Source organism: Pedococcus badiiscoriae (genome assembly GCF_013408925.1).
GTDB lineage: Bacteria > Actinomycetota > Actinomycetes > Actinomycetales > Dermatophilaceae > Pedococcus > Pedococcus badiiscoriae.
Genome location: NZ_JACCAB010000001.1, coordinates 595,304 through 616,935 on the forward strand (window position 1 = coordinate 595,304; position 21,632 = coordinate 616,935).

Annotated in this window: 22 protein-coding genes; 11 read left to right on the plus strand and 11 right to left on the minus strand. The window is 69.0% G+C overall.

Annotation, left to right across the window (positions count from 1 at the left end; genetic code table 11):
- Positions 1-19 precede the first annotated feature (19 nt).
- The 5 genes from BJ986_RS02815 (at position 20) to mctP (ending at position 4,584) form a co-directional block, all read left to right on the plus strand.
- The gene (locus tag BJ986_RS02815; protein ID WP_179420623.1) at positions 20-466 is read left to right on the plus strand and encodes a S24/S26 family peptidase; all 447 of its coding nucleotides are present in this window, start codon (positions 20-22) and stop codon (positions 464-466) included.
- A 158-nt stretch (positions 467-624) separates the two neighbouring features.
- Entirely contained in the window at positions 625-1,023 is a 399-nt protein-coding gene (sodN, locus tag BJ986_RS02820; RefSeq protein ID WP_179420624.1) for a superoxide dismutase, Ni, read from the plus strand.
- 374 nt (positions 1,024-1,397) lie between these two features.
- Positions 1,398-2,369 (plus strand): PDDEXK family nuclease, encoded by a 972-nt coding sequence (locus BJ986_RS02825; RefSeq protein WP_179420625.1) that lies wholly within the window; start codon positions 1,398-1,400, stop codon positions 2,367-2,369.
- A gap of 257 nt (positions 2,370-2,626) precedes the next feature.
- Positions 2,627-2,911 carry a DUF3311 domain-containing protein gene (locus BJ986_RS02830; protein ID WP_337794714.1) on the plus strand — a complete coding sequence of 95 codons (285 nt, stop codon included), beginning with the start codon at positions 2,627-2,629 and terminating at the stop codon, positions 2,909-2,911.
- Positions 2,908-4,584, plus strand: coding sequence for a monocarboxylate uptake permease MctP (gene mctP, locus BJ986_RS02835; protein ID WP_179420626.1), 1,677 nt, complete (start codon positions 2,908-2,910; stop codon positions 4,582-4,584). Before BJ986_RS02830 ends, mctP begins: the two co-directional genes overlap by 4 nt.
- A gap of 141 nt (positions 4,585-4,725) precedes the next feature.
- Here the strand turns inward: mctP and BJ986_RS02840 are convergent, their stop codons facing one another.
- On the minus strand, positions 4,726-6,030 hold the full coding sequence (locus tag BJ986_RS02840; RefSeq protein ID WP_179420627.1) for an HD-GYP domain-containing protein: 1,305 nt from the start codon (positions 6,028-6,030) through the stop codon (positions 4,726-4,728).
- Complete coding sequence (locus BJ986_RS16725; protein WP_179420628.1) at positions 6,027-7,481, minus strand: HD domain-containing phosphohydrolase; 1,455 nt, start codon at positions 7,479-7,481, stop codon at positions 6,027-6,029. Before BJ986_RS16725 ends, BJ986_RS02840 begins: the two co-directional genes overlap by 4 nt.
- A 477-nt stretch (positions 7,482-7,958) precedes the next feature.
- On the opposite strand from BJ986_RS16725, the gene BJ986_RS16860 reads away from it, so the two are divergent.
- Positions 7,959-8,033 (plus strand): 50S ribosomal protein bL37, encoded by a 75-nt coding sequence (locus tag BJ986_RS16860; RefSeq protein ID WP_369791897.1) that lies wholly within the window; start codon positions 7,959-7,961, stop codon positions 8,031-8,033.
- A 118-nt stretch (positions 8,034-8,151) separates the two neighbouring features.
- Here the strand turns inward: BJ986_RS16860 and rsrA are convergent, their stop codons facing one another.
- Positions 8,152-8,433 carry a mycothiol system anti-sigma-R factor gene (rsrA, locus tag BJ986_RS02850; protein ID WP_179420629.1) on the minus strand — a complete coding sequence of 94 codons (282 nt, stop codon included), beginning with the start codon at positions 8,431-8,433 and terminating at the stop codon, positions 8,152-8,154.
- Positions 8,430-9,080, minus strand: coding sequence for a sigma-70 family RNA polymerase sigma factor (locus BJ986_RS02855; RefSeq protein ID WP_179420630.1), 651 nt, complete (start codon positions 9,078-9,080; stop codon positions 8,430-8,432). The genes rsrA and BJ986_RS02855 overlap by 4 nt, the downstream gene beginning before the upstream one ends.
- 225 nt (positions 9,081-9,305) lie before the next feature.
- Here BJ986_RS02855 and BJ986_RS02860 point away from each other — a divergent pair, with 225 nt between their 5' ends.
- The gene (locus BJ986_RS02860; RefSeq protein WP_179420631.1) at positions 9,306-9,848 is read left to right on the plus strand and encodes a ferritin; all 543 of its coding nucleotides are present in this window, start codon (positions 9,306-9,308) and stop codon (positions 9,846-9,848) included.
- On the opposite strand, the gene BJ986_RS02865 is transcribed toward BJ986_RS02860, so the two are convergent.
- Positions 9,845-10,516 carry an alpha/beta hydrolase family protein gene (locus BJ986_RS02865; RefSeq protein WP_179420632.1) on the minus strand — a complete coding sequence of 224 codons (672 nt, stop codon included), beginning with the start codon at positions 10,514-10,516 and terminating at the stop codon, positions 9,845-9,847. The genes BJ986_RS02860 and BJ986_RS02865 overlap by 4 nt on opposite strands.
- The gene (locus BJ986_RS02870; RefSeq protein ID WP_179420633.1) at positions 10,513-11,436 is read right to left on the minus strand and encodes an SOS response-associated peptidase; all 924 of its coding nucleotides are present in this window, start codon (positions 11,434-11,436) and stop codon (positions 10,513-10,515) included. Before BJ986_RS02870 ends, BJ986_RS02865 begins: the two co-directional genes overlap by 4 nt.
- 120 nt (positions 11,437-11,556) lie before the next feature.
- Between BJ986_RS02870 and BJ986_RS02875 the strand changes: the two genes are divergently transcribed.
- The 3 genes from BJ986_RS02875 to rsgA are packed head-to-tail and all read left to right on the plus strand — an operon-like array spanning position 11,557 to position 14,478.
- Complete coding sequence (locus BJ986_RS02875; RefSeq protein WP_179420634.1) at positions 11,557-12,096, plus strand: DoxX family protein; 540 nt, start codon at positions 11,557-11,559, stop codon at positions 12,094-12,096.
- Positions 12,083-13,429 (plus strand): 3-phosphoshikimate 1-carboxyvinyltransferase, encoded by a 1,347-nt coding sequence (gene aroA, locus BJ986_RS02880; protein WP_179420635.1) that lies wholly within the window; start codon positions 12,083-12,085, stop codon positions 13,427-13,429. Before BJ986_RS02875 ends, aroA begins: the two co-directional genes overlap by 14 nt.
- Positions 13,426-14,478, plus strand: coding sequence for a ribosome small subunit-dependent GTPase A (gene rsgA, locus BJ986_RS02885; protein WP_179420636.1), 1,053 nt, complete (start codon positions 13,426-13,428; stop codon positions 14,476-14,478). Before aroA ends, rsgA begins: the two co-directional genes overlap by 4 nt.
- Positions 14,479-14,586: 108 nt before the next feature.
- On the opposite strand, the gene BJ986_RS02890 is transcribed toward rsgA, so the two are convergent.
- The 5 genes from BJ986_RS02890 to BJ986_RS02910 all read right to left on the minus strand — a co-directional run bounded on the left by BJ986_RS02890 (position 14,587) and on the right by BJ986_RS02910 (position 20,497).
- Positions 14,587-15,687 (minus strand): ABC transporter ATP-binding protein, encoded by a 1,101-nt coding sequence (locus BJ986_RS02890; RefSeq protein WP_179420637.1) that lies wholly within the window; start codon positions 15,685-15,687, stop codon positions 14,587-14,589.
- Positions 15,680-16,708 (minus strand): ABC transporter ATP-binding protein, encoded by a 1,029-nt coding sequence (locus BJ986_RS02895; protein ID WP_238338044.1) that lies wholly within the window; start codon positions 16,706-16,708, stop codon positions 15,680-15,682. The genes BJ986_RS02890 and BJ986_RS02895 overlap by 8 nt, the downstream gene beginning before the upstream one ends.
- A 35-nt stretch (positions 16,709-16,743) precedes the next feature.
- Positions 16,744-17,673, minus strand: a complete 930-nt coding sequence (locus BJ986_RS02900) for an ABC transporter permease (RefSeq protein ID WP_179420639.1) — start codon at positions 17,671-17,673, stop codon at positions 16,744-16,746.
- Positions 17,666-18,592, minus strand: coding sequence for an ABC transporter permease subunit (locus BJ986_RS02905; RefSeq protein ID WP_179420640.1), 927 nt, complete (start codon positions 18,590-18,592; stop codon positions 17,666-17,668). The genes BJ986_RS02900 and BJ986_RS02905 overlap by 8 nt, the downstream gene beginning before the upstream one ends.
- A 243-nt stretch (positions 18,593-18,835) precedes the next feature.
- Positions 18,836-20,497 carry a peptide ABC transporter substrate-binding protein gene (locus BJ986_RS02910; RefSeq protein ID WP_179420641.1) on the minus strand — a complete coding sequence of 554 codons (1,662 nt, stop codon included), beginning with the start codon at positions 20,495-20,497 and terminating at the stop codon, positions 18,836-18,838.
- A gap of 336 nt (positions 20,498-20,833) precedes the next feature.
- On the opposite strand from BJ986_RS02910, the gene hisN reads away from it, so the two are divergent.
- Positions 20,834-21,625: a histidinol-phosphatase gene (hisN, locus tag BJ986_RS02915; protein WP_179420642.1), complete on the plus strand. Its 792-nt coding sequence runs from the start codon at positions 20,834-20,836 to the stop codon at positions 21,623-21,625.
- Positions 21,626-21,632: the final 7 nt, after the last annotated feature.

A 21,632-nucleotide genomic window follows, 5' to 3' on the forward strand; every position in this document is an offset into this window, starting at 1 on the left:
ACCGGGCCCTTGGACCGGCATGTGGCGCCCGGATGCGCGACCGCTGCCTGGTCGGCATGATGGCCCCAAGGCACGACGAGGCGGAGGCTACGTGACGGTGATCGGTGTGGTCCGGGTTCGAGGTCGTTCCATGGAGCCGACCCTGCACACCGGAGACCGGCTCGTCGTCCTGCGTGGGGCGCCGCCGCGGGTGGGGCGCCTTGCCATCGTGCGCCTGCCCGACGACTCCGACGGGGTCCGCCGGCCCCTCGCCATCAAGCGCGTGACGATGCGCGACCCGGCCGATCCGAGCCGCTACTGGGTGGAGAGCGACAACCAGGCCGCCCCCGGGGTGACCGACTCCTGGACCCACGGCATCGGGTCGCTGGCTCGCGAACAGATCAGGGCACTGGTCCTGTTCCGCCTGCCCGCGTCGTACCCGGGACGGCGCCTCGCTCGCCGGCTGGTCCGGCGCTTCGCCCGCTGAGCGGCCCGGCACCCGGCCGCCGTTGCCCCCGGAAAGGGCCGACCGGCATACCTGACTGCTCGTATGCCGGTCACGCACCGGGGGTGCCGTGCGGCCCACTGACCTGCGGGGTAGGGTCGAAGACGCACGAGATCATCCACCTCGCAGAAGGGATTCGCATGCTCTCCCGCCATTTCCGCCCCACTGAGGTCAGCGCCCACTGCGATCTGCCTTGTGGCGTCTACGACCCCGCGCAGGCACGCATCGAGGCCGAGTCGATCAAGGCGATCATCGCCAAGGTCGCGGACAACAACGACCCCGACTTCCGCACCCGCGCGGTGCTCATCAAGGAGCAGCGCTCCGAGCTGGTCAAGCACCACCTGTGGGTGCTGTGGACCGACTACTTCAAGGCACCGCACTTCGAGAAGTACCCCGACCTCCACACCTTGTTCAACGAGGCCACCAAGCTGGCCGGTGCGTCGGGCACCAAGGGCGAGTTCGACGCCGCCAAGGCTGACGAGCTGCTCGCCAAGATCGACCAGATCGACAAGATCTTCAAGGAGACCAAGGCCGCCTAGGCTCCGCGCTCCGTTCCGCGAACGCCCGCCCCGAGCTGTCGGGGCGGGCGTTCGCGCTCCCCCGCAACCCCGCGCCGCGTACCTCCTCCCCCGCCCCGCGCCGCGCCCCCTCCCCCCTCGCCCTGCCGCATACCCCTCGGAGCGCACGTCTGTGCACAGACGTTCCGCCCTCCTCCCCCTGAGCCGCTCACTGCGCAGACGCCCACACCTCTGTGCACAGACCCGCGCTCACGCGGCACAAGCACCACCAGGTATGCCGTTGCGCCGCCTCAGCGGCCGCCGGCCTGCACACGTCCCGCCGTCCGTGGCTCGGTATCCACAGGGTCAGCGGCGATCCGTGGCTCGGCGATCCCCAACCGAGGCACCGTGCGTCCATGTCAGATGTCCTGCTTGCGCGGGCGGCTCAGTGGGGCGGCGTGCTCAGCAGCGCCGATGCAGCCGTCGTCGGTGTCGACCGCAACGGTCTCCGCTCGCTGCTCAAGGCCGGCTCGGTCGTCAAGGTCGCGCCGCGCGCCTACGTGCTCGCCAGCGCTCTCGAGAGAGTCACCACCCCCGAGGCTCGCCATCGGCTGAGCACCCTGGCGATCCTCCGGTCGTTCGGCGAACGCGTGGCGGCGAGCCATCACTCGGCCCTCGCGCTGCACGGACTGCCGTTCTGGCGAGTCGATCCGGAGGTCTTCCACGTCTCTCGCATCACGGGCCGCTCGGGGCGCAAGCGCGGCACACTCCACATCCACGAGTCCGTCGGCAGGACGAACCTGGTGGTCTTCAGGCAGAGCGGCGCTGTCGCGACGAGTCCCACCCTAGCCGTCATCGGGACTGCGATGGCCGACGGAGTGGAGGCCGGCATCGTCGCCATGGACGCCGCGTCCCACCGCGGCCTGACGTCGGCGGATCTCCTCGAGTCCACGCTCACTGCGATGACGCACGTACCCGACATCTCGCGGGCGCGGCAGGCCTTCTCGCTCGTCGATCCCTCGAGTGAGTCCGTCGGCGAGACCCGCACCAGGCTCATCCTGCAGGCGATGCCGGGCAGCCCCCGCGTCGTGCCCCAACAGGTCATCCACGACCGGTCGGGTCGCGAGGTGGCCCGCGTCGACTTCCTGGTCGGCACCCACGTGGTCGTCGAGTTCGACGGTCGGATGAAGTACGGCATGAGCGGCAACCGGGCAGAAGAGGACCTCTGGCGCGAGAAGCGGCGAGAGGACGCCCTGCGAGAGCTCGGATACGTCGTCATCCGGCTGGTCTGGTCCGACCTCGACCGACCCGACCAGGTCACCCAGAGGGTGCTGGCCGCCCTTCGCCAGACCGAGGGCCGCACGACCTTGGCGGGAGTCCGCGGGTGAGCGCACCTCTGTGCACAGACCTTCCGAGTTCCTCCCGCTGAGCAGCTCAGCGAGCAGACGCCTCAACCTCTGTGCACAGACTTCCGCTCAGAGGGTCGGGGGCTCGGCGGCTCGGGCGCTTCCGCTCAGGCGCCGCCGAGCCCGCCCGTGACCTGCGGTGACGTTTGTGGCATCCCACAGTTACTGACGAGTCGGGCATAACGTACATCGCGAGCTGCCCATCGGCAGTCGATCCTTCTCCGTGCGGAGGTTTGAAGGTGAGTACCGACAACGTGGTCGATCACGACACCGTCCCCCCGGCCAACAAGGCACTGCTGGCGGTAGCCGGCGTCCTGCTGGCCATCCCGATGATCGCCCTCCTCTGGGTGGGCAGCTATGCGAAGAAGGATCCCGAGCTCTGGGGCTTCCCGTTCTTCATCTGGTACCAGTTCATGTGGGTCTTCCTGTGCTCGGCGATGACGTTCACGGCCTACAAGCTGGTCCTCAAGGCACGACCGCACCGCCCGATGACGAACGTCGACAGCAGGGAGTCCGGCCGATGAACGCCCTCGCACCAACCGCGGCCCACACCGGAGTCAACGGCGTCGCCCTGACCGTCCTCATCGTGCTGTTCGTCCTCGTGACCGGCATGGGCTTCTGGGCCACCCGCTGGCGGCGCGCCGACAGCATGGAGTCCCTCGACGAGTGGGGCCTGGGTGGCCGACGGTTCGGCACCTGGGTGACCTGGTTCCTCCTCGGAGGTGACCTCTACACGGCATACACCTTCGTGGCGGTGCCGGCGGCCATGTTCGCGCTGGGTTCGGTCAGCGGGTTCTTCGCCGTGCCCTACACGATCGTGCTCTACCCGATCATCTTCATCTTCATGTCGCGGCTCTGGTCGGTCAGCCACCGCCACGGCTACGTCACTCCGGCCGACTTCGTGAAGGGTCGGTATGGCTCGCGCGGCCTGTCTCTCGCAGTGTCGATCACCGGGATCCTCGCGACGATGCCCTACATCGCGCTGCAGCTCATCGGCATCCAGGCCGTCCTGGAGGTCGCCGGAGTCGGTGGCAGCAACGCGCTGGCCAAGGACCTGCCGCTGTTCATCGCGTTCGCCCTGCTGGCGGCCTACACGTACTCCAGCGGCCTGCGCGCACCGGCGGTGATCGCCTTCGTGAAGGACACCCTGATCTACCTCGTCATCATCGTCGCGGTCATCTACCTGCCCACGAAGGTGGGTGGCTGGGACCACATCTTCAGTGCGGCGCAGCACAAGATGGCCAAGCCGAGCGTCGCCAACCCGGCCAAGCCGACCGGTGCGTTCATCCCGAGCAACCAGCAGTACTGGGCCTACGCGACGCTCGCGTTCGGCTCCGCGCTGGCGCTGTTCATGTACCCCCACTCGATCACGGCGACCCTGTCGAGCTCGAGCCGCAACACGATCCGGCGCAACGCCTCGATCCTGCCGGCCTACTCCTTCGTGCTCGGCCTGCTGGCCCTGCTCGGCTGGGTGGCCATCGCGGCCGGCACCAAGCCGATCGGCCTGGACGGCAAGCCGAACGCGCAGCTGGTCATCCCACAGCTGTTCGAGGACAAGTTCCCGAGCTGGTTCGCCGGGGTCGCGTTCGCGGCCGTGGCGATCGGAGCACTGGTCCCGGCAGCCATCATGTCGATCGCGGCAGCCAACACCTTCACCCGCAACATCTACCGCGACTGGATCAAGCCCGACGCCACGCACGCCCAGGAGGCCAAGGTCGGCAAGCTGGTCTCGTTGCTGGTCAAGGCATTCGCGCTCGTCTTCGTCCTCGCCCTGGACAAGCAGAACGCGATCAACTTCCAGCTCCTCGGCGGGATCTGGATCCTTCAGACGCTGCCGGCCATCGTCGTCGGCCTCTACACCCGCTGGTTCCACAAGTGGGCGCTCCTCGCCGGCTGGGCGGTGGGCATGGTCTACGGCACGATCGCTGCCTACAACGTCATCAACCCGACCACCAAGGGCCACTTCGGCGGCTCGCTGGCGATGATCCCCATGATCGGCCAGATGGGCTACATCGCGATGACCGCGCTGGTGATCAACCTGCTCATCGCGACCGTCGCCACGGTCCTGCTCAAGGCCCTCAAGGTGGCGGGGGGCCCGGACGAGACGATCAAGGGTGACTACTTCGCGGACGCCGGCGACCCCCGGGTCGAGAAGCACCTCGCGATGGACGCGCACCTCACCACCGGGGCACCCTAGCCGCGGCGCCCATCCCACCGCGTCGGGCGGTGTCGGGACCGGTTCGTCACGGTCTCGACACCGCCCGATTCGCTTGGGCCCCAGCGCCTCTCGTCGCTGCGGGCGCGGACGGGCACCGCGACGACGAGGTATGCCGCGTGGTCACGAGCTGCTCGCGACCGACCGTCCTCGTCGCCGTTCGAGCACCCGGGTGAGCGAGTCGACGACCCTCGGGTCGTACTCGTAGCCCAGCCCGAGGTGGATCCGCTCCATCGCCCGGTGGTCGCTGCCGCCCGGGTCGCAGAGGTCGTCGTAGGCGTTGGCCACCTTGATGATGCGGCTCGACATCGGCAGGTCCTGGCCGAACTCGCGCACCTGTCGGTAGGGGGTCGTCTGTGCCTCCATGATCGTGGCGACACTGTCGAGCACCCCTGTGGTGCGGACGATCTCGGCACCGTCCCGGGCGATCCGCTGCTGGTCCGCGGGAGCGGCCATCACGGTCGCCCCGGCAGGGATGGGCTCACGCAGGGCGACCTGGCCCAGGTCGTGGAGCAACGCGGCATACTCCAGGTCCGTGAGCTCGCGCTGGCCCATGCCCATGTCGCGGCCGATCGCCAGCGAGACGTCGGCAACCCGCTGGGCGTGGTGGGAGACGGTGTAGCCCGCGCGGTCGGTGAGGGAGGACAGCGCGCCGATCGTCTGCCGGTAGGTGGTGCGGACGCTGGCGTTGCGCTGCACGGCGAACGACGTGAGGACCAGGGGGAACAGGAACAGCGGCAGGGCCGCGATCCCGATGGCCACGTCGGCCAACGCGATCAACGCGCCGGAGGTCACCAGTGCGGTGCCGAGGGCGAGGGCCGACCGGACCTCGTCGATGACGGCCGGGATGAGGGGCGCGTGGTCCCGACCGGCGTGCGCGGCGGCCTGGAGGACGAGCTGGGCCACCATGGTCAGACCACCGACCACGAGCATGACCACGCCCACCAGCCAGCGCTGGCCGGCCCAGGAGCCCTGCCACTGGACCAAGGTCTGCCCGTTGAACTCGACGCCCCGGTAGAGCACCGGGGCCAGCGACACCCCCGCAACCCGCGCCGACACGTCGACCCACGAGACGGCCGAGCCGGACACCCGCAGGACGAGGCCTCCGACCACCATCGCGACGGCCACCGCGAGCACGATGGGGGCGGCCCCCAGGTCGGCGCCACCCGGCTCGCGCACCGTGGACAGCGCCAGACCGAGGGCGGCGGCCGTGGACATCGGCGCGGTCTCCCGGCCGGTGAGGATCCGCAGCCTGGCCGTCTCGCCGAGGGTGATGGCGGCGCAGAAGAGGGAGACGGACACCAGCGCGCCCCCCCGCAGCGACATCAGCTCCTGACGTCCCGCCCACGACGCCTCGCCAACCACGAAGATCGCGAGGAGGACCAGGAGCCAGCGCAGGTCGACGGTGACCCGGCGCAGGGCCCTCATCGAGCTCCTCCGACCGGCATGACCACCGACGTGGTGGATCCCTTGACCTTGACCCTCAGGTCCTGGCGCTCGGCGTAGAGGTCAGAGACCTCGGGTTCGTCGTGATCGAGGATCACCGCCGCTGTCGCCAGCTCCTCCGGGGTGTGCTCCGTGGGGACCCACTCGTGCCGGGCGAGCACCCGACGCAGGGCATCGACGACCGTCGGGTCGAACTGCGCACCGGCGCGTTCGGTGACGATCTCCAACGCGGCGTCCACGCTCATCGCCTCGCGGTAGGAACGGGAGGTGGTGAGGGTGTCGAAGGTGTCGGCCACGGCGACCAGGCGCGCGGTGAGCGGGATGTCCTCCCCCTTGAGCCCGGCCGGGTAGCCACGACCGTCGAAGCGCTCGTGGTGGTGGGCGATGCCATCCACCGAGCCGGCCACGAAGTCGATTCCCTGGACGAGCTCCACCGCGCTCAGAGCATGCTCTGCGAGGACGACCAGCTCGTCGTCGGTCAGCGGCTGTCGGGCTCGCAGCACCTTGCTCGGGACGCAGACCTTGCCGATGTCGTGCAGCATGGCGGCCGTGCGGACGTCCTGGATCTCCTTGTGCCCCAGGCCGAGGGTCTCGGCGAGCCACTGGGCGAGCTGGGCGGTGCGGTCGCTGTGCCCGCTGTTGGCTGGGTCCTTGGTCTCCACGGCCGTCACGAGCGCCCGCAACGTGCGGTCATGGGCGCGAAGCTCGTCGCCGTACTGGACGAAGGCCCAGCGGGCCACGAACAACGGCGCAAGGACCAGGACCGCACTGAACCAGCCGACGCCGGCGGGCAGCCAGAGCACCACGAAGAGGAAGCCGATCACGCCGTACCCGACGTAGGCGGCGCCGGAGGTGGTGAGGAGCTTGAGGAACTGGGTGCGCATGGGGACGCCGGCGGAGAACCGCACGACCCCGGAGATCAGCGCGGCATTGAGCAGGCACTGGGCCACGTCCGCCACCATGAGTGGCAGTCCCACGCCGAGCAGGATGCGAGACGCTGAGTCCGAGCTGCCCGGGTTGGCCAGGCCGCCGGCCGCCAGGTAGACCAGCCCACCGAGTGAGCCGATCGAGCTGCAGAGAGCAATGTTGAAGGCGCGGACGATGAGCGGCTGCGTCTCCTTCTGGACCACAGCCGCGGCAGCACCCACGATGGCCGCCCCTACGGGGCCGACCACGACAGCCGACGTGAGCAGGATGATGCTCAGGAACGACAGGTGGATGCGCGCTCCGACGTCGATCTCGCGCAGCAACCAGCTGGTGATGCCCAAACCGGCCAGGACGAGCACCGCGTAGACATCGCCGATCCCGCGCGTGGTGTACCACCCGAGTCCGGCGAGACCCAGGGCCACGGACGCGACGACGGACACATAGGCGATGGTCGCCCGGTTGTGCAGTCTCCGCGGGGTCGTACCCGGATCAGAAGCGGTGCTCACGGACCCAATCTAGGCCCGCAGGGCCAGAGTTTGGGTCAGCCGCCCCAGCCCCACACGGAGGTCACGCCAGTCGCGGAGTCGACGTCCTCGGGGGACCACACGATGTTGTCGCTGCCGGAGAGGATGGACTCGAAGATGGTGGTGATCGCCTTCATGGCGGATGCTCCTTCTGCCTGATGCCCAACTCATACGTTCGGCTATTTCAGGCGGTCACTTGTCCCTAGCCGCCAGGGGTGCGGGTCGTGGACAGGACTATGATGCCGGTCACCCTGTGGGCTTGGGGCTCTCCTTGCGTGTTCTTTGCCAAACCTTGAAGGTCCTATCGCACCTTTGCCACCCCACGGGGGCACCTTTGGACCGTATTTGTCCGCAAGCATGGCGCTTTGGCGTTGACGGCGTATCCTCCCCTCCCGGCTGTGAGAGACTGACGAGGCACCCGGTGCACCACGCGCCACACCACCACTGACGGAGTCCTCCATGAGCAAGCGCGCCCGCAAGCGCCGCTCGCGCAAGGGCAACGCGGCCAACCACGGCCGCAAGCCCAACGCCTGAGCCTGCGCCACGACGCATCGAAGGGGCGGTCGAACCAGCTGGTTCGACCGCCCCTTCGTCGTGCTGCGACTGCGTCAGTCCTGCGTGCGACTGCGTCCGTCCTGCGTCAGTCCTGCGACTACTCCGAGATCTCGTAGCGGATCGTCGTGATCCGAGCCATGATCTGGGTCCGCAGCTCCACCGGAGCTTCCTCGCAGGCGCAGGACCGCTTGACCAGCGCCTTGAGCGCCTGGTCCAGGTCGTACTCCCGCAGGCAGGGTCCGCACTCGTCGAGGTGGTGCTTGATCTTGACCGTGTCGTCCTGGGTCATCTCACCGTCGAGGTACTCGTAGACGCGGTGCAGCACCTCGGAACAGTCCGAGCCCGCCGCTTCTCCCGCTCCCTGTCCTTCGCAGCTCATGAGTCCGCTCCCTGGGTGGCAAAGCCGCGCTCGGCGGCATACTCCGTCAGCAACTCCCGCAACTGGCGCCGGCCGCGGTGCAACCGCGACATGACGGTCCCGATGGGGGTGTCCATGATCTCGGCGATCTCCTTGTAGGCGAAGCCCTCGACGTCGGCAAGGTAGACGGCCAGCCGGAAGTCCTCCGGCAGCTGTTGCAGCGCCCGCTTCACCTCGGTGTCGGGCAGGTGGTCCAACGCCTCCGTCTCGGCCGAGCGCAGCCCGCTGGAGGTGTGCGACTCGGCGCGGGCGAGCTGGTAGTCCTCGATCTCGGCGGCGTCCGACTGCAGCGGCTCGCGCTGCTTCTTGCGGTAGGTGTTGATGTAGGTGTTGGTGAGGATGCGGTACATCCACGCCTTGAAGTTCGTCCCGGGCCGGTACTGGTGGAACGCGGCGAAGGCCTTGGTGTAGGTCTCCTGCAGCAGGTCCTCGGCGTCGGCGGGGTTCCGGGTGGTCCGCAGGGCGGCGGAGTACAGTTGGTCGAGCAGGGGCATCGCCTCACGCTCGAACCGCGACTGCCGCTCCGCGGGGGTCTCGCTGGCCACGTCGACGGTGGCGTCGGGAGTGGCCTCGTCGATGATGGTGTCGGTGGCAGGTGTCTCAGTCATTACCCTCCAGCCTAGCCCGGCATCGGCCCTGGCCGGCTTGTCGGTCGGTGCGGAAAGCCCCAGGGCCACGGAGGCGGGATGCACGACGCCGCGATCGGGCGGTGCGGTCATGACGGGCACGTGCTGACTCCTGGTGCTGCCTCGGCTGGTGGACCGCGTCGCGATCCTTCCCCCAGTCCAACGGGGCGCCTCACCCGGTCATTCCCAGGCACTACGGTTTCCGGTATGCCGCACGCCTCCGAAGCATCGTTCGTCGAGCTGCTCACCCAGCAGGTCCGCCACGAGTTCACCGCCAGCCAGCAGTACATCGCGATCGCGGTGTGGTTCGACGGCCACGACCTGCCGCGGCTGGCCACGCACTTCTACCTGCAGAGCGTCGAAGAGCGGAACCACGCCATGATGATGGTCCAGTACATGCTCGACCGGGACTGGGCCCTGACCGTGCCCGGGGTGGACGAGGTCCGCAACGAGTTCGACAAGCCGCACGAGCCGATCGCGCTGGCGCTCGCCCAGGAGAAGTCGGTCACCCGGCAGATCGAGGCGCCCTTCCGGGCGGCCCGCAGCGAGGGGGACGTGCTCGGTGAGCAGTTCATGCTGTGGTTCCTCAAGGAGCAGGTGGAGGAGGTGGCCGCCATGAGCACGCTGCTGACCATCGCCGACCGCGCCGGCGAGGACTGGTTCCAGATCGAGGACCACCTCGCCCGTGAGGCGGTCCTCGACGGAGGCAAGGACGCGTCGGCGCCGGCCGCCGCCGGGGGCACCCTCTAGCCCTTCTGGCCTCCCTGGTCCCTCGCGCCCAGCGAGCGCACGAACGCCAGCACAGCCGCGACCACGTCGTCCGGTCTCCTCGTGAACCCGTGCCCGCCGCGCGCGACCGTGACCCAGGACGGGTCAGGCAGCTCGGCCCTGACCTCTGTGGGCGTGCCGAACGGGTCCGTCTCGCCCTGGACGACGTGCAGCGGTATGCCGTGCGTCACCGGCGCGCGGAGCTCGTCCGCCCGGGATGCCTGTGGCTTGCCCGGCGGGTGCAGGGGGAAGGCCAGGGCGAGGACCGCGTCCGCGCCGGTGTCGTGCGCGGTGCGGAAGGCCACTCGGGCACCGTTGCTCTTGCCGCCGACGACCAGCGGCCGCGGCAGCCGGCCGCGCCCCGTGGTGAGGTGACTCAGCACCGGTAGCCACGAGGGGTCCTGGACCGGTGCGGGGGGCGGCAGCTTGCGCCCCGCCACGATCCAGGCCTGCTCGACCAGGGCCACGGCCCACCCGGCCTCGACCAACCCGGTGGCAACTGCAGTCACGTCCCCGGCCCGGATGCTGCCCCCGGCGCCGTGGGTCAGGACCACCGACCCGGCAGGACGCGGTGGTCGAGCCAGGTGCACCCGAGCGGGGCCTCCCGGCGTCTGGACCTCCATGACCTCCACCATGCGTTCCGTGCTCATGCGGGGTTCGGCCCTCCGACCGTCTCGGCTGGACTGGCCTGCGCGTCGCCACCGATGATCTCCCCGGTCAGGGGGTCGACGACGCCGTCGAGCTCGTCGATGCCCGCCGGTTCGATCAGCTGGGGGCCGTTGCTGCGGTTGGACGACACGGCGGTCCCGACGGGATAGGCCTCGAACCGGCCCGGCGCCGAGAAGGCCAGCAGCCGCGCGACCTCGTCAGGGTCGGACAGCGACGGGTCGAGCCAGGTCGACCAGTCCTCGCGCTCGAGCACGAGGGGCTGGCGGTCGTGGATGCGGTCGAGCCCGGCTTCGGCCTCGGTCGTGATGATCGTGAAGGTCGTGAGCCAGGCCTGCGGGTCGTCGCCGTCCGCGATCTCGCGGTCACGCCAGAACTCGTAGAGCCCCGCGAAGGCCACCACGTCACCGTCGGCGCGGTGCATGTAGAAGGGCTGCTTGCGCGGGTTGCCCTTGGCGTCGGTGCTCACCGGGGACTTCTGCCACTCGTACCACCCCTGGGCCGGCACCAGACAGCGGCGGGAGGCCGCAGCCTTGGCGAACGAGCCCTTCTCCAGCACCGACTCCGCGCGGGCGTTGATCATCCGCATGCCGATCTTGGTGTCCTTGGCCCAGCTGGGCACCAAGCCCCACGTGAGCAACCGCAGCTGGCGCACCGGCGCTGGGCCATCGGCATGCCCCTCGCTCGTGGCTGGGGCCGCCTGGCCGCTGGTGGCCCGGGGTGCGCGGGTGAGCACCACGGGCGCCTGCTTGCTCGGGGCCAGGTTGAAGTCGGGTGTGCCTGCGGGGGGCGACTGAGGGTTCTTGAGGATGCTGCGCGCCGGCTCGGCGGTCCGGTCCTGCTCGACCTCGAACTCCTCGACGAGCTCGTCGGGGTTGGCTGTGGCTGCATATCGGCCGCACATGATGGACAGGGTACGCAGGGACGCTGACCTCCCCATACGGTAGGAAGGGAGGCGCACGACCCCACTTCGCCACCCCACGCACCGCCCCGCACCGCCCCACGCACCAGCTCAGGAGTGAACATGACCGTCGTCCGTCGCGTGGCCCGACCGTTGCTCGCCGCGATCTTCGTCGTCCAGGGAATCGAGCAGCTGCGTCACCCCTCCGCGCTGAAGCCCAAGGTGGCGCCCCTCGCCGAGCGGCTCGCCCCGCTGGGGGTCCCCAACGACCCCGAGCTGCTCGTGCGGGCCAACGGCGCCACGATGGTCGGCGGCGGAGCGCTCCTCGCCACCGGCAGGGTGCCGCGCCTCGCCTCACTGGCGCTGGTGGGCGCCATGGTGCCGACGACCTATGTGGGACACCAGTTCTGGGCCGAGACCGACCCCGCGGTCAAGCGCACCCAGCGCATCAGCTTCCTCAAGAACCTCGGCCTCATCGGGGGGCTGTTGCTGGCCAGCGTCGACACGGAAGGCCGGCCCGGGCTGGTCTACCGTGCAGGGCTCGCGGGCGACACGGCCAAGCGCGCCACCCACCGCGCCAAGCGCGAGGCGAAGCTCGCCGCCCGCGCCGCACGCCGCGAGGCCAGGCTGGCCGCGTCCCAGGCCCACGATGCCCTCACCTGACCCATCGCACTCCCGGACCGCTCCCGTCTCCGCACTCCCGGGCTGGTCCACCCCCACCGCCCGGCGACGGGTTGACGCGGACGTCACCCTGCCCGGCAGCAAGTCCCTGACCAACCGCTTCCTCGTCCTCGCGGCGCTGGCCAACGGCCCCTCCCTGCTCCGCCGGCCGCTGCGGTCGCGGGACACCCTCCTCATGGCGCAGGCCCTGCGCCAGCTGGGCGCCGGGGTCGACGACGTCAGCTCCCCCGGATCCAGCACCCCCGACTGGGTGGTCACCCCCTCAGCCCTGGACCGAGGCGCGCAGATCGACTGCGGGCTGGCCGGCACCGTGATGCGGTTCCTCCCGCCGGTTGCAGCCCTCGCCCAGGGGCTCGTGACGTTCGACGGCGACCTGCAGGCGCGGGTGCGCCCGATGGGCCCGGTGCTGGCGGCGCTTCGCATCCTCGGCGCCCAGGTCGAGGACGAGGGGCGCGGCACCTTGCCGTTCACGGTCCACGGCGCCGGACGTATGCCGGGTGGCTCGGTCACCCTCGACGCCTCCTCCTCGTCCCAGTTCATCTCCGCCCTGCTGCTGGCCGGCCCCCGCTACGACGCCGGGGTCACCATCCACCACGACGGCAAACCTGTCCCCTCCGAACCCCACATCGAGATGACGGTCGAGACCCTGCGGGACGCCGGCGCGATCGTGGACGACGGCGAGCCCAACACGTGGCGGGTCGAACCCTCCGAGATCAACGGGCTGGACGTCCAGGTCGAGCCGGACCTGTCGAACGCCGCACCCTTCCTGGCCGCGGCGCTGGTCACCAGCGGCCGCGTCACCGTGCCCGGCTGGCCCCAGCACACCACCCAGGCCGGCGACGCGATCCGTGACATCCTCGACACGATGGGCGCCGACGTGTCACTCGCCCGCGACGGGCTCACGGTGTCCGGCACCGGTGAGATCGACGGCATCGACATCGACCTCCACGACGCGAGTGAGCTCACGCCTGTCGTCGCGGCGCTGGCGGCCCTCGCCGACTCCCCCAGCGTCATCCGCGGGGTGGCCCACATCCGAGGGCACGAGACCGACCGCCTGGCCGCCCTCGCGCGCGAGCTCGGCGACCGGGGTGCCGACGTGAGGGAGACCGACGACGGCCTGCGCATCACGCCGCGGCCCCTGTCGGCGGGCCTGTTCCACACCTACGCCGACCACCGCATGGTGATGGCCGGCGCAGTCCTCGGCCTTCGTACGCCCGGCCTCGTCGTCGAGGATCCCGACACGGTCGCCAAGACCCTCCCGTCCTTCGTCGACCTGTGGACGGCTCTGGTCGACCCTGACGGTCCCACCCCATGAGTCGGCGCACCTCGGACTACGACGAGAGCGACGTCCGGATCCGTCCCAGCCGGCGCGGGTCCCGGCCGAGGTCCAAGGACCGTCCAGCCCACGAGGACGCCGTCCCCGGGTTCGTGATCGGGGTGGACCGAGGGCGCTACACGGTCCTCGTCGGCAAGGGAGTCGGCGGCAAGGACGCCGGTGGGCGCCCGTTGCCGGAGCGCATCGTCACCGCCATGAAGGCACGCGAGCTCGGGCGCAAGGGCATCGTGGTCGGCGACGAGGTCGAGCTCGTCGGAGACACCTCGGGCAACCCCGACGGTCTGGCCCGCGTGGTCCGTCTCACCCCGCGACGGTCGGTGCTGCGTCGCACGGCGGACGACACCGACCCCGTCGAGCGGGTCATCGTGGCCAACGCCGACCAGCTCGTCATCGTCACCGCCCTGGCCAACCCGGAGCCACGGCCCCGGATGATCGACCGGTGCCTCGTCGCCGCCTACGACGCCGGCCTGGACCCCTTGCTCGTCCTGACCAAGGCCGACCTCGCGGATGCCGACTCCTTCCTCGCCAACTACGCCCCCCTCAACGTCCGCTACGTCGTCACGGCCACCGGGGAGTCCGGCTTCGAGGGCCTGGAGCTGCTGCACGAGCAGCTCGTCGACCGGGTCAGCGTGTTCATCGGGCACTCCGGGGTCGGCAAGTCGACCCTGGTCAACGGTCTGGTCCCGGACGCCCGTCGAGCGACCGGGATCGTGAACGACTTCACCGGCCGCGGGCGACACACCTCGAGCTCGGCGGTCGCGCTGCGGCTTCCCGACCGCGCCGGGTGGGTGATCGACACCCCGGGGGTCCGGTCGTTCGGACTGGCGCACGTCGACCTCGCGCGGATCATCCAGCACTTCCCCGACCTCGAGCCCGGCACGTCCCAGTGTCCTCGCGGCTGCGGCCACGACGAGCCCGAGTGCGCGCTCGACGCGTGGGTGGCCTCGGGTCAGGCCGGCCCCGCAGGCACCTCGAGACTGGAGTCGCTGCGTCGGCTGCTGCGTGCTCGTTCGGGCGACGCAGACTGACCGGAAGGGTCGCCCGTGGTCTCGTTGAACCCCGGCCTCTGAGGAGGCACGACGACGGCGCCGTCCCCCAGGGGGACGGCGCCGTCGTCGTGACTGCGTGGTTCGGGGTCAGGACTCCGTGGTGCCGTCCCCGACGCGCTCGAGCGAGGAGTCCCGGCGCAGGGCCGGGTCGAACTCGACCGTGCTCGCTCCCGACACGTCGACGGTCTCGATGATCGCGCGCGGCGCGGCGAAGTGGCACGCCGACAGGTGCTCACCGGCGCCGTCAGGACGCAGCTCGAGCAGCGGGACGTCCGTCTTGCACTTGTCCTGCGCCTTCCAGCACCGGGTGTGGAAGCGGCAGCCCGACGGCGGGTTGGCGGGTGAGGGGACGTCGCCCTTGAGGACGATCTGCTCCTTCTTGTCCCGCAGGGTCGGGTCGGGCACCGGCACGGCCGACAGCAGGGCCTGGGTGTAGGGGTGGGTGGGACGACCGTAGATGTCGTCCTCCTCCCCCAGCTCGGCCATCTTGCCCAGGTACATGACACCGACGCGGTCGGAGATGTGCCGGACCACGGACAGGTCGTGCGCGATGAAGATGTAGGACAGGCCGAGCTCGTCCTGGAGCTTCTCCATCAGGTTGACGACCTGCGCCTGCACCGACACGTCGAGGGCGGAGACCGGCTCGTCGCAGATCAGCACCTTGGGGTTGAGCGCGATGCCTCGGGCGATCCCGATGCGCTGCCGCTGACCACCCGAGAACTGGTGGGGGTAGCGGTTGATGTGCTCGGGGTTGAGACCCACCAGGTCGAGCAGGTCCTGCACGGCCCTGCGGCGGCCCTTCTTGGGCACCACGTCGGGGTGGATGTCGAAGGGCTCCCCCACGATGTCGCCGACCGTCTTGCGAGGGTTGAGCGAGGTGTAGGGGTCCTGGAACACGATCTGGATGTCGCGACGCAGCTTGCGCATCGCGCGACCCTTCTGCGCGTACATGTCGACGCCGTCGAAGACGACCGAGCCCGCGGTGGGCTCCTCCAGGCGCATCAGGAGGCGGCCGAGGGTGGACTTGCCACACCCGGACTCACCGACGATGCCCAGCGTCTCACCCTTGAGGAGCTCGAAGCTGACGCCGTCGACGGCCTTGACGTGGCCCACGGTGCGGCGCAGGACGCCGCCCCTGATGGGGTAGTGCTTGACCAGGTCGGTGGCGGTCAGAATGGCCTCAGCCATTGAGGACCTCCTTGGCGAAGTGGCAGGCGCTCTCGCGGCCGGGAACGACCTCGAGCAGGGCGGGACGGTCCTCGCGGCAGATGTCCTGGGCGTACTTGCACCGCGGGTTGAAGGCGCAGCCCTCCGGGATGCGCATGAGGTTCGGCGGCAGGCCCCCGATGGCGGCGAGCTGCTGGCCCTTCTGGTCCAGGCGTGGGATCGACTCCAGCAGGCCCTTGGTGTAGGGGTGGGCCGGCTTGCCGTACAGGTCGTACACGTCCGCGCGCTCGACGATCCGCCCGGCATACATCACCGCGATCTTGTCGGCGACACTGGCGACGACTCCCAGGTCGTGGGTGATCAGGATGAGCCCCATCTGGCGCTCCTCCTGCAGCTCCTGCAACAGGGCCATGATCTGCGCCTGGACGGTGACGTCCAGCGCGGTGGTCGGCTCGTCGGCGATGAGGACCGCCGGGTCGAGCGCGATGGCCATCGCGATCATGATGCGCTGGCGCATGCCACCGGAGAACTGGTGGGGGTAGGCCCCCACGCGGTCCTTGGCGGCCGGGATCTGCACCCGCTGCATGAGCTTGACCGCCCGCGCGAGGGCGTCGGACTTGTTCATCCCGCGGTGCACGCGGAACATCTCGGCGATCTGCCACCCGACCGGGAACACCGGGTTCAGCGAGGACAGCGCGTCCTGGAAGACCATCGAGATCTCCGGGCCACGCGTGCGGCGACGCTGCTCGTCGGGCATCGTCAGCAGGTCCTGGCCGCAGTAGCGGATCTGGCCCTTCGGGATGACCGCCGGAGGCATGTCGAGGATGCCCATGATCGCCTGGGCGGTCACGGACTTGCCGGACCCCGACTCGCCGAGGATGGCCAGGGTCTGGCCCTCGTGGAGGTCGAAGTTCACGCCGTTGATAGCCCGGGCGATGCCGTCCGGGGTGTGGAACTCGACGTGGAGGTCCTCCACCTCGAGCAGCAGCCCGTCCTGGGGCGAATAGGTCTGGCCGGAGGACTTCGCAGACTCCTGGGCCATGGTTTCAGAGGTTGTCATGTGTCTGTCTCTCCCGCTCAGCGCGACTTCGGGTCGAAGGCATCGCGCACGGCGTCACCGAGCATGATGAAGGCCAGCACCGCCAGGCTCAGGAAGAGGCTGGGGAACAGCAGGATGTGCGGGGTCGTCCGCAGCGCCACGATGGCGTCGGAGATCGCCACACCCCAGGAGATCGCCGGCGGGGTCAACCCGATGCCGAGGAAGCTCAGGGTGGCCTCGGTCGCGATGAACACACCCAGGTTGATGGTGGCCACGACGATCATCGGGGCGAGCGCGTTCGGCAGCACGTGGGAGCGGATGATCCGCCACGGGCTCGCGCCGAGGGCGCGAGCGGCCTGCACGTAGTCGTTGGGCTTCACCTGCAGCACGCTGGAGCGCATCAACCGCGCCAGTCCCGGCCAGCCGAAGATCGACAGGACGAGGACGACCTTGCCCACCACGAGGAGGTAGGGCGAGTCGACGTTGTTGGGGAACGTCGCCATGTACAGGATGCCGCCGAGCAGCAGCGGGATGGCGAAGAAGATGTCCGTGATCCGGGAGACGATGGCGTCGAGCCAGCCACCGTAGTAACCGGCGATGACACCCATCGCGCCACCGATCAGGACGGTCGCGATCGAGGCGAACACACCGACGAGGATCGACGCGCGGGCACCGTAGATGGTGCGCGAGTAGATGTCGTAGCCCTGGATGTCGCGTCCGAACCAGGCGTCGGCGCTCGGCCGCTCACGCGCGTTCTTCAGCACCGCGGCGGCCGGGTCGACGCTGGTGAACAACGACGGCCACGCGGCCATCAGCACGAAGGCCACGATGAGGACCGTCGAGATCCAGAAGATGGGGTTCTTCTTGAGGGACCGCCAGGCGTCGGAGGTGAGCGAACGGGCCTCGTCGTGCCCCGGGACGGGGGTGCTGGTCTCGGCGCCAACGGCGATGGTCGATGCCTCAGTCATGGCTGATCCTCGGGTCGAGCACGCCGTACAGGAGGTCGACGAGCAGGTTGACGAGCAGGAACACCAGCACGAGGACCGTCACCGTGCCCACGACGGACACGCCGTCGCGGTTGTGGATGCCGGTGAACAGGTATCCGCCCACGCCCTGGATGTTGAAGATGCGTTCGGTGACGATGGCGCCACCCAGCAGCCCACCGAAGTCGGCGCCGATGAAGGTGACGACCGGGATGAGCGAGTTGCGCAGGGCGTGCAGGCCGATGGCCCGCCGCCGCGTCAGGCCCTTGGCGATGGCGGTGCGCAGGTAGTCAGCGCGCAGGTTCTCCACCAGGTTGGTGCGCGTCAGGCGGGCGACGTAGGCAACCGAGGCGCTCCCCAGCACGAAGGCGGGCAGCAGCAGCTCGTAGACCGTCGCGTCCGGCGACACCGTCACGGGGAAGATCTTCCACCGCACGCCGAGGTAGTACTGCAGGGTCGCGCCGATGACGAAGATGGGGATGGCGATCACGAACAAGGTGCTCACGAGGACCAGGTTGTCCATGAACTTGCCCTTGCGGATGCCTGCCAGCACTCCCGCGATCACGCCGATCAGCGTCTCCAGGAGGATCGCCATCCCGGCCAGCTTCGCGGTGGTGGGGTAACGCTGCTTGAGCTCGTCCGCCACCTTGATGTTGCGGAAGGTGGTGCCGAGGTCTCCGTGGGCGACGTTGCCCATGTACTTGGCGTACCGCGTCAGCAGTGGGTCGTTGAGGTTGTGCTCCTGCCGGAACTTGGCCACGAAGGCGGGGGCGCAGGGGCGCTCACCGCACATGCCCGCCGTGGGATCTCCCGGCAGTGCGAAGACCATGGCAAAGATAATGAACGTGGATCCAAGGAGCACCGGGATCATCTGGAGGAGTCTCCGAAGGATGTACTTGTACACGTCACCTCCCTCTCTATGACGCCATCAGGTGGGGTGATCCCGGTGGCGTGGCTGGACAAGCCGTGGGGCGGGACGTGCCCGCCGGTGCTTGTCACAACATAGTCGTTGTGGACGGGTCGGAGTCATCCGGAGGGGTAACCCCAGACTGACCCCGGACAGGCCGTCGGCCTGCCGGCACTTAGGCCGGCAGGCCGACGACGCTATCTGGATTCGCTCACCCTGAGGTGGGCGGTCCGGGGGGACTTACTTCAGCGCGAGGCTGGAGAAGTCGATGGTGCCGAATGCGGTTATCTTCACGCCGGTGACCTTGTTGGACCAGCCGAAGGTGGCAGTCGAGTACCACATCGGGATGGACGGCATGTCGTTGGCGAGCAGCGCCTCAGCCTGCTGGTACTTGGCGTTGGCCTGAGCCGGGTCCGTCTGGGAAGCAGCCTCGTTGAGGAGCTTGTCGAACTCGGGGTTGCTGTAGTCACCATCGTTGGACGATGCACCAGTCTTGAAGATCGGGGCGAGGAAGTTCTCGATGGACGGGTAGTCCATCTGCCATCCCGTGCGGAACATGCCCTTCATCTTGCGGCTGGCGATCTGCGTGCGGAAGGTGGCGAAGTCCACGACCGGGGTCGCGACACAGTCGACACCGAGCGACGTCTTGATCGAGTTGCAGGTGGCCTCGGTCCACGCCTTGTGCGAGGAGTCCGCGTTGTAGGCGAGGGTCATCTTGCCACCCTTGAAGCCACCGGCCTCGGCGAGCTTGGCCTTGGCCTTGGCTGCGTCGAACGTGCACCACTCGCCACACTGGTTGGCCTTGTAGCCGTCGACGACCGGGGAGACCCAGCCGGTGGCGGGCTTACGCGTGTTGTTGAAGATCTGCTTGATGATCGTCGGACGGTCGATGGCCATGGAGATGGCCTGACGGATCTTCGGGTCGGCGTAGTTCGGGTCGACCTTGGTCGGCGCGAAGGTGATGGTCTGGATGACGCCGACAGCCTTGTTCGCGTTGCGGTCAGGCAGGTCGGTCTTGTACTTGTCATCGATCATCGCCGACGAGGGGACCTGGTCCGTGACGTCGAGCTGGTTGGCGATGACGTCGTTGTAGGCGGCCTCCTCGTCCTGGTAGATCTTGAACGTGATGTTGTCGAGCTTGCCGCCGAACTTGCCCGAGTAGCCAGCGAACTTGCTGAGCTTGATCTCGGTGTTCTTGGTCCAGCTGTCGAGCTTGTACGGGCCAGCGCCAACGGGCTTCTCGCCGTAGGCGGCCGGGTCCTTGGCGAACGAGTCCGGCAGCGGCGCGAAGGCCGAGTAGCCGAGACGGACGGCCATGTTGGAGACCTTCTCGGTCGTCTTGATGGTGAAGGTGTAGTCGTCCTTCACCGCGAGACCGGTCAGCTTGTTGCTCTTGGCCTTGCCGGCGCCCGCGCACGGGTCGGTGCCGGTGCCGGTGCACTGGGTGGCGCCGAAGCCTTCGATCGGCTCCATGAAGTAGCCGGAGGACTGCGCGTTGGGGCCGTAGGCGGCGTAGTTCCAGGCGTCCACGAAGTTGTGGGCCTTGACCTCGGTGCCGTCAGAGAACTTGTAGCCCTTCTTCAGGGTGACGGTGAAGTTCTGGTTGTCCGTCGAGCTGATCTTGTCCGCGATGTCGTTCTCGGGGGCACCAGTCTCAGGGTTGTAGTGCACGAGCTTGGCGGTGATCGCGTCAAGCACGTTGCCACCACAGGTCTCGGTGGTGTTGCTCGGAATGAGCGGGTTCTGGGGGTTGCACCCGCGGACCGTGACAGCGCCGCCGGTCTTGCCGCCAGCACTGGAGCTGGTGGTGCTGCCGCTGTTGCCGCCACCGCAGGCTGCAGCGAGCAGCGCGACGGACGAGATTCCAGCAACCAGGGCCACCGTGCGAGTAATTCCTCGCATTGACGTCCTCCTACTTAGGGTCTGCCGCCCAGATGGTGGGCGGTCGTTCCAGGCTGAGCACCGAGTTGGGCACAGCCCTGCAACGCACAGGGCGTTCGTGTGTCGTGGCACCCATGAAAGGGCAAGGACGAAGCAAACGCGACGCTCTGGGCCAACCCGAGACAAAAACGTGATCGTCCTGCCGCCGAGATGTGAGCGGATCTTCGGCCGAGATGGCTTTTGCCCCCGTTTGGTCGTGTTTCGTGATAAAAGGTGCGTTCCGTCCTGGCATCCGCCGCGAGAGGTCGCGACACAGGCCTCCCACGTCCGCCAGGCTCGACGGGCTAGCGTGGGAAGGTGCCCTACGACGATGACCTGCGCCTAGCCCATGTCCTGGCGGACGCCGTCGAACGCATCACGATGGCCAGGTTCCGGGCGCACGACCTCGTCGTCGAGTCCAAGCCCGACCTCTCGCTGGTCAGCGACGCCGACAAGGCGGCCGAGGAGATGGTGCGCCTCCAGCTCAAGCGGACCCGACCGCGGGACGCGGTCGAGGGCGAGGAGTTCGAGACCACTGGTCACGGCCCCCGACGCTGGGTGATCGACCCCATCGACGGCACCCACAACTTCGTCCGCGGCGTGCCCGTCTGGGCGACGCTGATCTCCCTGGTCGACAACGAGATGCCGGTGCTCGGCCTGGTGGCGGCTCCCGCCCTCGGTCGTCGCTGGTGGGCAGCCAACGGGTCCGGGGCCTGGTCGGGGCGCAGCCTCGCCGCCGCCAAGCAGATCCATGTCTCCGCGGTCTCGAGCCTCTCCCACGCCTCGATGTCCTACTCAGACCTCAAGGGCTGGCGGCACGTCGACCGTCAGGAGGAGCTCCTCGGGCTCACCGACGACTGCTGGCGAACGCGCGCGTTCGGCGACTTCTGGTCGTACATGCTCGTCGCAGAGGGCGCCGTCGACATCGCCGCCGAACCCGAGCTCGCCGTCTACGACATGGCGGCGCTGGTCCCCATCGTCACCGAGGCCGGCGGCCGGTTCACCTCGCTGGCAGGCAAGGACGGGCCGTGGGGCGGCAACGCCCTCGCCACGAACGGCCTGCTGCACGAGGAGGTCCTGGCCCGGCTGGGCACGGACGCCCGCGCCTGACCCGTCA

Bases quoted from the DNA above. Each gene is read 5' to 3' on its own strand.
- BJ986_RS02860 (WP_179420631.1), top strand. From the start codon at position 9,306: ATGCCGCACGCCTCCGAAGCATCGTTCGTCGAGCTGCTCACCCAGCAG.
- rsgA (WP_179420636.1), top strand. From the start codon at position 13,426: ATGAGTCGGCGCACCTCGGACTACGACGAGAGCGACGTCCGGATCCGT.
- BJ986_RS02825 (WP_179420625.1), top strand. From the start codon at position 1,398: ATGTCAGATGTCCTGCTTGCGCGGGCGGCTCAGTGGGGCGGCGTGCTC.
- BJ986_RS02875 (WP_179420634.1), top strand. From the start codon at position 11,557: ATGACCGTCGTCCGTCGCGTGGCCCGACCGTTGCTCGCCGCGATCTTC.
- BJ986_RS02855 (WP_179420630.1), bottom strand. From the start codon at position 9,080: ATGACTGAGACACCTGCCACCGACACCATCATCGACGAGGCCACTCCC.
- BJ986_RS02890 (WP_179420637.1), bottom strand. From the start codon at position 15,687: ATGGCTGAGGCCATTCTGACCGCCACCGACCTGGTCAAGCACTACCCC.
- aroA (WP_179420635.1), top strand. From the start codon at position 12,083: ATGCCCTCACCTGACCCATCGCACTCCCGGACCGCTCCCGTCTCCGCA.
- BJ986_RS02900 (WP_179420639.1), bottom strand. From the start codon at position 17,673: ATGACTGAGGCATCGACCATCGCCGTTGGCGCCGAGACCAGCACCCCC.
- BJ986_RS02865 (WP_179420632.1), bottom strand. From the start codon at position 10,516: ATGAGCACGGAACGCATGGTGGAGGTCATGGAGGTCCAGACGCCGGGA.
- BJ986_RS02870 (WP_179420633.1), bottom strand. From the start codon at position 11,436: ATGTGCGGCCGATATGCAGCCACAGCCAACCCCGACGAGCTCGTCGAG.
- BJ986_RS02840 (WP_179420627.1), bottom strand. From the start codon at position 6,030: ATGAGGGCCCTGCGCCGGGTCACCGTCGACCTGCGCTGGCTCCTGGTC.
- sodN (WP_179420624.1), top strand. From the start codon at position 625: ATGCTCTCCCGCCATTTCCGCCCCACTGAGGTCAGCGCCCACTGCGAT.
- mctP (WP_179420626.1), top strand. From the start codon at position 2,908: ATGAACGCCCTCGCACCAACCGCGGCCCACACCGGAGTCAACGGCGTC.
- BJ986_RS02895 (WP_238338044.1), bottom strand. From the start codon at position 16,708: ATGGCCCAGGAGTCTGCGAAGTCCTCCGGCCAGACCTATTCGCCCCAG.
- rsrA (WP_179420629.1), bottom strand. From the start codon at position 8,433: ATGAGCTGCGAAGGACAGGGAGCGGGAGAAGCGGCGGGCTCGGACTGT.
- BJ986_RS02815 (WP_179420623.1), top strand. From the start codon at position 20: ATGTGGCGCCCGGATGCGCGACCGCTGCCTGGTCGGCATGATGGCCCC.
- BJ986_RS02910 (WP_179420641.1), bottom strand. From the start codon at position 20,497: ATGCGAGGAATTACTCGCACGGTGGCCCTGGTTGCTGGAATCTCGTCC.